Genomic DNA, 11,225 nt, shown 5'->3' on the forward strand with positions numbered 1-11,225 from the left:
CAGGGTGCCGCAGACAATGAAGCGCGTCGCCATCCTCGGTGCCAGCAGTCAGATCGCCAGGGATTTGATCCGCTCATTCGCCCGCCAGGGCCGCACGGAAGCGCTGTTGTACGTGCGCGACGTGGCGGCCATGCGGCGCTGGCTGGCCGATAACTTCATCCACTACCCGGTGGCGCCGTACGAGGAGTATGGCCGCGCGCCGCACGAGGCCGTGCTCAACTTCGTCGGCGTGGGCGACCCGCAGCGGGCCGCGCAGATGGGCGGCGCCATCTTCGGCGTCACCCAGCAGTTCGACGACCTGGCGCTGGAACAGTTGCAGCGGCACCCGGAGCGGCGCTACATCTTCCTCTCCAGCGGCGCAGCCTACGGCAGCACCTTCCTGCAGCCGGCCGGTCCGGACACCCACGCCAGCATCGCCATCAACGCCCTCACGCCGCAGGAATACTACAGCGTGGCCAAGCTGCACGCCGAGTGCAAGCACCGCGCCCACCGGCAGCTGGCCATCACCGACCTGCGCGTGTTCAACTACTTCAGCCACACGCAGGATTTGAACGCGCGCTTTTTCATCACCGACGTGCTGCGCGCCGTGCGCGACGGCACCGTGCTGCAAACCGCGCCGGGCACCATGGTGCGCGACTACCTGCACCCGGAAGACTTCCACCAGCTGGTCGACTGCGTGCTGCGCGCGCCGCCGGCCAATTGCGCCCTCGATTGCTACAGCGGCGCGCCGGTCGACAAACTGGCCCTGCTGGCGGCCATGGAACAGCGCCACGGCCTGCGCTACGCCGTGTCCGGGGAAACGGTGGCCGTCAACGCCACCGGCGCCAAGCCCCATTACTACTCGCTCAACCGGCAAGCGGCCGAATTGGGCTACCAACCGGCCTATACTTCGCTCGACGGCATCCTGGCCGAATCGGCGATAATCCTGTCAGGCACGGCGACATAACGATAAAGAGACTATGGGTGAACCATGACTAGCTCCGACAAACTGAAGATAGCCATCATCGGCTCCGGCAACATCGGCACCGACCTGATGATCAAGGTGATGCGCTCCAAACACCTGGTGTGCACGCTGTTCGCGGGCCGCAATTTCAACTCGGCCGGCATGAAGCGGGCCAGCGGGCTGGGCGTGCCCATCTCCGACCGCGGCATCGAGGCCATCATCGCCGATCCCTCCATCTGCGACGTGGTGTTCGACGCCACCTCGGCCCAGGCCCACATCGCCCACTGGGCCGCGCTGGAAAAGCTGGGCAAGACCGTGATCGACATGACCCCGGCCAAGCTGGGCGAATTCTGCATCCCCGCCATCAACGCCCAGGCCTGCCTGGACACGGGCACCCGCAACATCAACATGATCACCTGCGGCGGCCAGTCGTCCATTCCGATCGCGAATGCGATCGGCCAGGTCCATGCGGATATCGAATACGTGGAAGTGGCCTCCAGCATCGCCTCGCGCAGCGCCGGTCCGGCCACCCGCGCCAACCTGGACGAATACATCGAGACCACGGAAGACGCGCTGCAGCGCTTCTCGGGCGCCAGGCGGGCCAAGGCCATCCTGATCCTGAACCCGGCCAACCCGCCGATCGACATGCAGACCACCATCTACGCCAAGATCGCCAATCCCGACCTGCCGGCCATCCAGGCTTCGGTGGACGCCATGGTGGCCAAGCTCAAGACCTATGTGCCGGGCTACCAGCTGATCGTGCCGCCCACCATCGAAGGCGGCAAGGTGGTCACCACCATCAAGGTGATGGGCGCGGGCGACTACCTGCCGCAGTACGCGGGCAACCTGGACATCATCAACTGCGCCGCCATCGCCATGGCGGAAATGATCGCCGAGGCCCGCCACAGCGGCCACGCCAAGCACACCAAGGAGCGCAAGCATGGCTAAGAATATCCTGATCAGCGATCCCACCCTGCGCGACGGCAACCACGCCGTGCGCCACCAGCTGAGCCGCGAAAGCTTCATCGCCTACTGCCAGGCGGCCGAGGCGGCCGGCGTGCCCATCGTCGAAGTGGGCCACGGCAACGGCCTGGGCGCCTCGTCCATGCTGGTGGGCGAATGCCGCTTGACGGACGAGGAAATCCTCACCGTGTCGCGCCAGCACCTGCACAACTCGCGCCTGGGCATCCACGTGATTCCCGGCTTCTGCACCATCAAGAAGGACCTGGTCAAGGCCATCGACCTGGGCGTGGACGTGTTCCGCATCGCGGCCCACTGCACCGAGGCCGACATCACCGACCGCCACATCGGCTACGTGCGCAAGGCCGGCAAGGAAGCCTGGGGCGTCTTGATGATGAGCCACATGGCCAGCGCCTCCGTGCTGCTGGAGGAAGCCAAGAAGATGGAATCGTACGGCGCCGAAGCGATCGTCATCATGGATTCGGCCGGCGCCTACTTCCCCGAGGATGTCAAGGAGCGCATCGCCACGCTGGTGGGCGGGCTGTCGATCCCGGTCGGCTTCCACGGCCATAACAACCTGGGCATGGCCGTCATCAATTCCGTCACCGCCGTGCAGGAAGGGGCCAGCATCATCGACGGCACCATCCGCGGCTTTGGCGCCGGCGCCGGCAACACCCAGCTCGAAGTGCTGGTGGCCGTGTTCGAGCGCCTGGGCTACAGCACCGGCATCGACCTGTACAAGATCCTCGACGCGGCCGACATCGCGGAGAAGGAATTCAATCCGGTGGCGCCGTCGATCTCGCCGCTGTCCATCGTCTCCGGCCTGGCCGGCGTGTTCTCCGGCTTCGCCAAGCCGGTGGCGCGCGCGGCCCAGGACTACAACGTGGACCCGCGCGACATCTTCTTCGGACTGGGCAAGCGCAACGCGGTGGCCGGGCAGGAAAGCCTGATCATCGAAGTGGCGCGCGACCTGGCCGCCAACCACGCACAGAAAGGGTAATCATGGCCGACCAACGCTTCGCCGACATGCGCCAGGATTGCCTGGCCGCCTGCGCCGACCAGCCCGACGTGCGGGCCGCCCTGGCGCGCCAGCACCTGGCCGTCACCGGCGGCACGGGCTTTTTGGGTACCTGGATCGCCGAAATGGTGGCCGCCCTGAACGACCAGTACCAGCTGGGCATCACGCTCGACCTGTACGCGCGCAACGTGACGGAATGGCCGCAGCAGTACCCGCACCTGGCGGGCCGGCTCGACATCCGCCTGCGCTCGCAGGACGTGCGCTCGCCGTTCGAATTCGCCAAGAACACCAGCTACGTGGTGCACGCGGCCGGCATCCCCAACAACCGGGTGCATGCGTCCGACCCGCTGCGGGTGCACCAGACCACGGTGGCCGGTATCACCAACGCGCTGGAAGCGGCTTCCCAGCTCGACGGCCTGCGCCGCTTCATCAACGTGTCGTCCTGCCTGGTGGCCGGTGCGCCCACGCGCGCGGGCGCGCTGACGGAAAACGATTACTTCCCCATCCCGTCGGGCCAGCTGCACACGGTCTACATCGACGCCAAGCGCTCGGCCGAGATGCTGGCCTCGATCTACCGCAGCCAGTACCGCCTGCCCATCTCGACCGTGCGCCCGTTCACGCTGACGGGCGCCTACCAGCAGCTGGACCGGCCGTGGGCCATCAACAACTTCCTGCGCGACGTGCTGACGGGCAGCGAAATCCGCATCCACGGCGACGGCAGCGCGCGCCGCAGCTACCTGTATGGCAGCGACGCGGCCTGGTGGACGCTGGCCGCCCTGGTCAAGGGTGTGGACGGCGAAGTGTACAACCTGGGCAGCGCCGAGCCGGTGAGCCACCTGGAGCTGGTGCAGCTGATCGGCGAGCGCGTGGTGCCCCGCCCGCGCGCGGTGCTCAACACGGCGCCGGCCCGCCAGCAGCGCCAGCAGGACGACCTGTACCCGGACGTGACGGCCACCGTGCGCCGCCTCGGCGTGCGCCAGACCTGCTCGCTGCAGCAGGCCATCGACAAGACTTACCGCTGGTTCGCCACGCCGCGCGCGTGAGCGCGGCCCGCGCCTGAAAGCTCCACCATGACGACACCGACGTTTATCGCCCCGCCCACCATGGCCGCGCCGCTGGCGCAAGCCACCGCCGCCGCCTTCGCCCAGGCGGACAACGGCACGCTGCAGATCATCGAACTGTTCGGCGCCGCCGCCCGCCTGACGGAGGCGCGCCAGCTGGAAACGGCCGTGCAGCTGTACCGGCTGTGGCTGAACAAGACGGCTTCGCCGCTGGCCTACGCGGCCCAGTTCAACCTGGCCGTGCTGCTCAGCGACCAGGGCGACACGGCCAGCGCGGAAGCCATGTACCGCGCGGCGCTGGCCGTCAATCCCCGCTTCTCCGAGGCGCACCTGAACCTGGGCACCCTGCTCGAGCGCATGAAGCGCCCGGACGAAGCGCTGGCCAGCTGGCGCACCGTGCTCGATTACGCCAATCCGCAACTGGCGGCCGAGCGCCCGTTCTGCCTGCAGGCGCTGAACAACCTGGGCCGGCTGCTGGAGATCCGCAAGGATTATCCGGCCGCCGAGGACATGCTCACGCGCAGCCTGGAGATCGAGCCGGACCAGAAGAACGTCATCACCCACTGGGTCCATTTGCGCCAGAAGCAGTGCAAATGGCCCGTCTACAACAGCAGCGCCTGCGGCATCGCCGAGGACAAGCTGATGGACGCCACCTCGGCCCTGGCCATGCTGTCGGCCTCGGGCGACCCGGCCCAGCAGCTGGCCGCCTCGCGCCGCTTCGTGGAAGAGAAAGTGATCCAGGACGTGCCGCGCCTGTCCGGCCCGGAAGGCTATGGCCACGACCGGCTGCGCATCGGCTACCTGTCGTCGGACTTCTGCTCGCACGCCGTGTCCATCCTCACGGCCGAACTGTATGGCCTGCATGACCGCAGCAAGGTGGAAGTGTATGGCTTCTGCTGGAGCCAGGAAGACGGCTCGCCGCTGCGCGCGCGCGTGATCGCCGGCATGGACCAGCACATCCGCATCGGCACCCTGACGGACGAGGAAGCGGCGCGCCTGATCCGCTCGCACGAAATCGACATCCTGGTCGACCTGCACGGCCTGACGCTGGGCGCGCGTCCCAACATCCTGGCCTACCGCCCGGCCCCGGTGCAGATCACCTGGCTGGGCCTGCCCGGCCCCACCGGCATGCCCGCCATCGACTACGTGATCGCCGACCCGTTCGTGCTGCCGCCCGAGCTGGAGCCGTTCTTCACCGAGAAGCCGCTGCACATGCCGCGCACCTTCCAGATCAACGACCGCCAGCGCATCATCGGCCCGCGTCCCACGCGCGCCGCCTGCGCGCTGCCGGACGACGCCTTCGTGTTCTGCGCCTTCAACAACAACTTCAAGTTCAACCCGGAAGTGTTCGGCGCCTGGATGCGCATCCTGGCCCGCGTGCCGGGCAGCCTGCTGTGGATGGTGGCCGACAACGAGCAAGTGCGCACCAACCTGCGGCGCCAGGCGGAACTGGCCGGCGTCGACCAGGAACGCCTCGTGTTCGCCGGGCGCGTGGTGCCGGCCGAATACCTGGCCCGCTACCAGGTGGCCGACCTGTTCCTGGACACGGCCCCGTTCAACGGCGGCACCACGGCCAGCGACGCGCTGTGGGCCGGCCTGCCCGTGCTCACCTGCGCCGGCCGCACCTTCTCCTCGCGCATGGCCGGCAGCCTGCTGCAGGCGGTCGACCTGCCCGAGCTGATCACCTACAACCTGCAGGACTACGAGGACAAGGCCGTGGCCCTGGCGCAGGACCGGGCGCGGGTGGAAGCGATGAAGCGCCAGCTGCATGAGCACCGCCTCGACTGCGCCCTGTTCGACAGCCCGCAATTCGTGCGCGACCTGGAGGACTGCTACGCGGCCGTGGCCCTCAAGGGCAACGCCGGCGCCAAGACGGCCCCGCCCACCCGCACCACGGACGTGATGCGTCCGGCCGGCAGCAGCGGCCTGCCGCTGGTGAGCATCCTGATCCCCACCCACAACCGGCCCGACTACGCGGAACTGGCGCTGCAAAGCGCGCTGGCGCAGAACTGGCCCAACCTGGAAATCATCGTCAGCGACAACAGCGACGACGAACTGACGCGCGAGCGCTTCGCCCCCTACGTCAAGCGCGACCCGCGCCTGCGCTACCTGCGCGCGCCGGGCCTGAACGCGCTGGGCAACTTCCTGAACTGCTACGAAAACAGCAGCGGCGAATTCATCAACTACCTGATGGATGACGACCTGTTCCACCCGAATAAGATCGAGCGCATGATGTCGTTCATGCTGGCCCGGCCCAACATCGGCCTGGTCACCTCGTTCCGCCAGCTGATCGACGCCAACGGCCATTACATGGCGCCACTGAGCGGCACCGAGCGGCTGTTCAACGTGGACACGGTGGTGGGCGGCGCCTCGCTGGGCGACCTGATGCTCACCAACGGCCAGAACATGATCGGCGAGCCGACCACGGCCCTGTTCCGCAAGCGCGCCCTGCCGGACGGCTTCGGCAAGTTCCAGGGCAAACAGTACGTGACCCTGTCGGACGTGGCCACCTGGCTGTCGCTGCTGACCACCCAGGACTGCGTCTACCTGCCCGAGGCGCTCAGCTACTTCCGCATCCACGGCGGCCAGGACCAGGCCAGCGGCAGCCGCATCAAGATCCAGGCCAACGTGGAATGGCTGCAGCTGTTGTGCGACGCCCACCAGCACCAGCACTTCCTGCGCAACCGGGCCGGCCTGCACGAAATGCTGACCAGCAAGCTGGTCACCTGCATGTGGTTCCTGTCGTCCGTGCACGAGGAAGTCAAGGCCGGCGCCTATCCGCTGGATAAGATCCAGGCAGTCATCCAACAGGCCACCACCATCCTGCTGGGGAAATAACCACGGCGGGCGCGCCGCCTGGCGGCGCGCCCTGCCACCTGAACCGCACGCCATGCATATCGAAACCATCCCCGTCATTTCCGTCTCCTACAATTCGGCCGAATTGATCGAAGACCTGCTCAGTTCATTCCGGGCCCATTACCGCAATCCCGTCACCATCATCGACGGCTCGGGCGAGCAGCACTACCGCGCCATCGAGGCCGTGTGCGCGCGCTATGACGATGTGCGCTTCATCCACTTCGACTACAACATCCACCACGGCCCCGGCATGGCGTGGGCGTTCCAGAACCTGGAACTGCAAGGCCCGGTGCTGGTGCTGGACTCGGACGTGTTCATCCTCAAGCGCGGCTTCCTGGAAGACATGGCCGAGCGGCTGCAGCCGGGCATGTACGGCGTGGGCTATGTGAACCACGTCAACGAGGGCGGCTACGATGTCGACTACGAGCAAGGCGCCGTGCGCTACCTGCACCCGGCCTGCATGCTGGTCAACATCGACGTGCTGCGCCAGTGGCCCATGCCCACCAAGCATGGCGCGCCGATGACGGAACCGATGCTGGCCCTGCACCGGGCCGGCCAGAGCCAGCTGGTGCAAGGCATAGACTGGCTCAAGGAAGACTTCCTCAACACCACCACGGGCGAGCGCCACTACCTGCGCCACGACTGGCAGGGCACCGTCAAGCGCAGCGGCAGCTATGGGCTGGACGAGTGGAGCCTGAAATCGCGCCAGGCGGCCGAACTGCGGCTGATGGTGCAAACGCTGCTGCCCCCTGGTCCGCGCACCCTGTTCGAACTGGGCGCCAACGACGCCCTGCTGGCGCGCGCCTGCAAGGAAGCCGAACCGGCCACGCGCTACCTGGCCGCCGGCCCCCATCCGGACAAGGCCAGCGTGGGCAAGGGCGCCTGCGACGCGCTCTACCCGTGCAATATCGACACCCTCGATGACGCCTTCTTCCGCGACCATGGCGCCACCGACTGCTGGATATTGGACCAGGCGCTGGAACGCAGCGACGGGCCACAACAACTGCTGGCGCGCATCCGCAAATGCATCCGTCCCGACGCCAGCGTGGTGGCCGTGATCCCCAACGCCCAGCACTGGGGCATGCTGCTGCGCATGGCCACCGGCGACATGGCCTACGCCGAGGAAGGCTTGCTCAGCCCCGGCCAGCGCCGCTGGTTCAGCCGCGCCACCATCATCGAACTGTTCCGCCAGGCCGGCTTCCGCGTCACCGCCGGCATGCCCGTGATCCGCCAGCCGCTGCAGCACCCCGGCGTGGCGGCCGCCCTGCGCCAGCTGACGGCCACCATGGGCGTGGACCCGGAGCTGGCGTTCCAGGACGCCCAGCCCGACCTGTACCTGATCAAGGCGGTGCCATGCTGAGCGCCCTCTACGCCGGCACGCTGCGCAAGCTGCTGCCGCCCAACGCGCGCCGCCTGGTGCAAGTGGGCTGCGGCGACGGGACGCTGGCCAGCGCCTACAAGCAATGCTACCCGGCCAGCCTGTGGCAGGGCGTGGAGCGCGACGCGGAAGCGGCGGCCCTGGCCCGCCGCCACTGCGACCTGGTGCACCAGGCCAACGTGGACACGGTGGGCGCGCCATTCTTCGCCCACCTGGCCATGAGCGACGCCTGGATCTTCGACCAGACCCTGCACCACAGCGCCGACCCGCTGGCCCTCTTGCGCCGCATCCGCGCCGTGCTGGCGGCCGACGCCTGCGTGCTGATCGTACTGCCCGGCTATCCGGTGTGGGCCAACGAAGGCTTGCCGCGCGCGGACAGCCCGCAAGCGGTGGCGGTCCTGCTGGCCCAGGCCGGCTACACGGCCGGCGCCGCCGCGCCGCTGGCCACCCCCGGCGCCACCCCGGCCGACGGCCCGGCGCCGTTGCTGATCACCGCTTTCCCGGCCTGAGTCCGCGCGACCCGGCCGCCAACCCAACCGACTCCGCCCACGATGTCCGCCTCCTCCCATTTCTACTGCATCTCGCACGCGCCCTGCCCATGGCCGCTGCCGGAATTCATGACCGTGATCGGCACCGGCGACTACCGGCCCGCCAACGGCATCGCCATGGCCGAACGCTTCCCCCACCTGGCGCACCAGAACCGCCACCTGGGCGAATACGTGGCCCTGTACGCGATCCGCCAGATGCTGCTCGAATCGAACGCCGAAGGCTTCGTCGGCCTGTGCCACTACCGGCGCTTCGCGCTCAGCAAACCGATAGGGGAACTGCGCGGCTTCAATTTCCACGCCCATCCCGACCTGCTGGCCACAGTGCTGCCCGAGCACTACTACCACGATGGCGCCACGCCCATCATCCCGGCCATGGTGCACTTCCAGGGCAACATCATGCAGCAGTATGGCGCCAACGCCATCGTGCGCGACCTGCTCAAGTTCTTCGGCGACGCCGTCGACTGCGGCGTGATCACGGATGCGGAGAGCACCGCCTTCCTGAGCCAGAACGCCTTCATCACGGCGCCCACCGTGAGCTACATCCCGATCCCGTGGTTCGTCGACATCGTGCACGCGCTGGAAAAGGTGATGTCGCGCTTCTACCGCAACCATTACATCGAGCGCGAAGGCTACCTGGAGCGGTCGATGGCCTTCAGTTGCGAGCGCCTGCAGGCGCTGCTGCTGGCCAAGAAAGTGAACGCCTGGGGCTGGGACAAGGTGATCTCCCAGCCACTGACCCTGCTGATCCCGCCGGCCCAGCCCTGAACCACCCCTTTACCGGACCCGACGCCATGCAATTCCTGCCCACCGCCCTTCCCGGCTGCTACCTGCTGCAGCCCAACATCCTGCGCGACGAGCGCGGCTGCTTCGTCAAGGTATTCCACCAGGAGACCTTCCGCGAGCGGGGCCTGGCCACCGACTTCGCCGAGGAATACTATTCTGTGTCGCGCCGCCGCGTGCTGCGCGGCCTGCACTTCCAGACCCCGCCGCGCGACCACGCCAAGCTGCTGTACTGCGTGCAGGGCAAGGTGCTGGATGCGGCCGTCGACCTGCGTGTGGGCTCGCCCACCTATGGCCAGCACATGATGATCGAACTGGACGCCGAACATGGCCAGGCCCTGTACCTGGCGCCCGGCGTGGCGCACGGCTTCTACACGCTGAGCGAGCAGGCGCTGATGGTGTACAAGGTCACCACCACCTACTCGCCCGCGCACGACACGGGCATCCTGTGGAATTCGGCCGGCATCGTCTGGCCCGACGCCGATCCCATCCTGTCGGCGCGCGACCGCGGCTTCGTGCCGCTGGCCGATTTCAAGTCGCCGTTCACTTACGAGGCGCAGCCATGACGGCGCCGCAAGGGCGCTCAGCGCTGGTGACGGGGGCCAGTGGCTTCATCGGCGCGGCCCTGGTGCGGCGCCTGCTGGCGCAAGGCTGGCAGGTGCACGTGGTGCTGCGGCCCGATTCATCGCGCGCGCCCTTGGAAGGGCTCGCTGCGGAACAGCCGGCGCGGCTGACCATCCATGAACATGACGGCGGCACGGCCAGCCTGATCGCCATCGTCAAGGCGGCCGCGCCGCACGTGGTGTTCCATCTGGCCTCGCTGTTCCTGGCCCAGCACACGGCCGAACAGGTGGAGCCGCTGGTGCGCTCCAACGTGCTGTTCTCGACCCAGCTGGCCGAAGCCATGGCCGCCAACGGCGTCACGCTGCTGGTCAACACGGGCACCTCGTGGCAGCACCACGAGAACGCCGACTACAATCCCGTCTGCCTGTATGCGGCCCTGAAGCAGGCGTTCGAGGCCGTGCTGCGCTATTACGCGGAGACGGCCGGCCTGCGCGTGGTCACGCTCAAGCTGTTCGACACCTACGGCCCCGGCGACCAGCGCCCCAAGCTGCTGCACCTGCTCAAGCGCCATGCGCAGTCGGGCGCGCCGCTGGCCATGTCGCCCGGTGAACAGCTGATCGACCTGGTCTACATCGACGACGTGATCGACGCCTTCCTGCTGGCCTACGCGCAGCTGGAAACGGCGCCGGCCGGCAGTATGAAGAGTTATGGCGTATCGTCGGGCGCGCCGCTGCCGCTGCGCCAGATCGCCGCCATCTACGCCCAGGCCAGCGGGCGGGCGCTCAATATCGAATGGGGAGGCCGGCCCTACCGGCCGCGCGAAGTGATGGTGCCGTGGACGGCGTTTGACAGCGTGCCGGGCTGGCAGCCCAAGGTGGCGCTGGCGGACGGCATCAAGCGCTGCCTCGCCGAGTAGCAGCGGTAACAGAAAGAAGCGGGTCAAAAAAAGCGGGGTCACAAAAAAAGCGGGGTCAGGTCCGGCATCACGCCATTTGGCAGATTGCCGGACCTGAACATCCCGCCCGGATTTTCAAATGCTTTTTGGTTCGAAGCCAGGTAAGCGATACTCGCGTTGACCGTGCAGCATGGACCACAGTACTCGGCATAGCTGCCGTCC

General features: G+C 67.6%; 10 protein-coding genes. All 10 read left to right on the top strand.

Going from position 1 to position 11,225, the window contains the following annotated elements; genetic code table 11:
- Positions 1-16: 16 nt before the first annotated feature.
- Genes H3H36_RS18850 through H3H36_RS18895 form a run of 10 tightly spaced genes read left to right on the top strand, consistent with a single transcriptional unit; the run spans position 17 to position 11,024 of the window.
- Positions 17-946 carry an NAD-dependent epimerase/dehydratase family protein gene (locus H3H36_RS18850; RefSeq protein ID WP_182219638.1) on the top strand — a complete coding sequence of 310 codons (930 nt, stop codon included), beginning with the start codon at positions 17-19 and terminating at the stop codon, positions 944-946.
- Positions 947-970: 24 nt separating this feature from the next.
- Complete coding sequence (locus H3H36_RS18855; RefSeq protein WP_182219639.1) at positions 971-1,891, top strand: acetaldehyde dehydrogenase (acetylating); 921 nt, start codon at positions 971-973, stop codon at positions 1,889-1,891.
- Positions 1,884-2,903 (top strand): 4-hydroxy-2-oxovalerate aldolase, encoded by a 1,020-nt coding sequence (gene dmpG, locus H3H36_RS18860; protein ID WP_182219640.1) that lies wholly within the window; start codon positions 1,884-1,886, stop codon positions 2,901-2,903. Before H3H36_RS18855 ends, dmpG begins: the two co-directional genes overlap by 8 nt.
- A gap of 2 nt (positions 2,904-2,905) precedes the next feature.
- Complete coding sequence (locus H3H36_RS18865) at positions 2,906-3,964, top strand: NAD-dependent epimerase/dehydratase family protein (protein WP_182219641.1); 1,059 nt, start codon at positions 2,906-2,908, stop codon at positions 3,962-3,964.
- 27 nt (positions 3,965-3,991) lie between these two features.
- Entirely contained in the window at positions 3,992-6,820 is a 2,829-nt protein-coding gene (locus H3H36_RS18870) for an O-linked N-acetylglucosamine transferase family protein (protein ID WP_311196658.1), read from the top strand.
- Between the two features lie 52 nt (positions 6,821-6,872).
- Positions 6,873-8,198: a glycosyltransferase gene (locus tag H3H36_RS18875; protein ID WP_182219642.1), complete on the top strand. Its 1,326-nt coding sequence runs from the start codon at positions 6,873-6,875 to the stop codon at positions 8,196-8,198.
- Complete coding sequence (locus H3H36_RS18880) at positions 8,192-8,725, top strand: class I SAM-dependent methyltransferase (RefSeq protein ID WP_182219643.1); 534 nt, start codon at positions 8,192-8,194, stop codon at positions 8,723-8,725. The genes H3H36_RS18875 and H3H36_RS18880 overlap by 7 nt, the downstream gene beginning before the upstream one ends.
- Positions 8,726-8,767: 42 nt before the next feature.
- Positions 8,768-9,529 carry a hypothetical protein gene (locus tag H3H36_RS18885; RefSeq protein WP_182219644.1) on the top strand — a complete coding sequence of 254 codons (762 nt, stop codon included), beginning with the start codon at positions 8,768-8,770 and terminating at the stop codon, positions 9,527-9,529.
- A gap of 26 nt (positions 9,530-9,555) precedes the next feature.
- A complete protein-coding gene (gene rfbC, locus H3H36_RS18890) occupies positions 9,556-10,110 on the top strand; it encodes a dTDP-4-dehydrorhamnose 3,5-epimerase (protein ID WP_182219645.1) in 555 nt (184 codons plus the stop codon).
- Positions 10,107-11,024 (top strand): NAD-dependent epimerase/dehydratase family protein, encoded by a 918-nt coding sequence (locus H3H36_RS18895; RefSeq protein ID WP_182219646.1) that lies wholly within the window; start codon positions 10,107-10,109, stop codon positions 11,022-11,024. Before rfbC ends, H3H36_RS18895 begins: the two co-directional genes overlap by 4 nt.
- Positions 11,025-11,225 lie beyond the last annotated feature (201 nt).

Origin of the sequence: Rugamonas fusca, from assembly GCF_014042365.1 — a bacterium.
In the GTDB taxonomy this organism is placed as follows: Bacteria; Pseudomonadota; Gammaproteobacteria; order Burkholderiales; family Burkholderiaceae_D; genus Rugamonas; species Rugamonas fusca.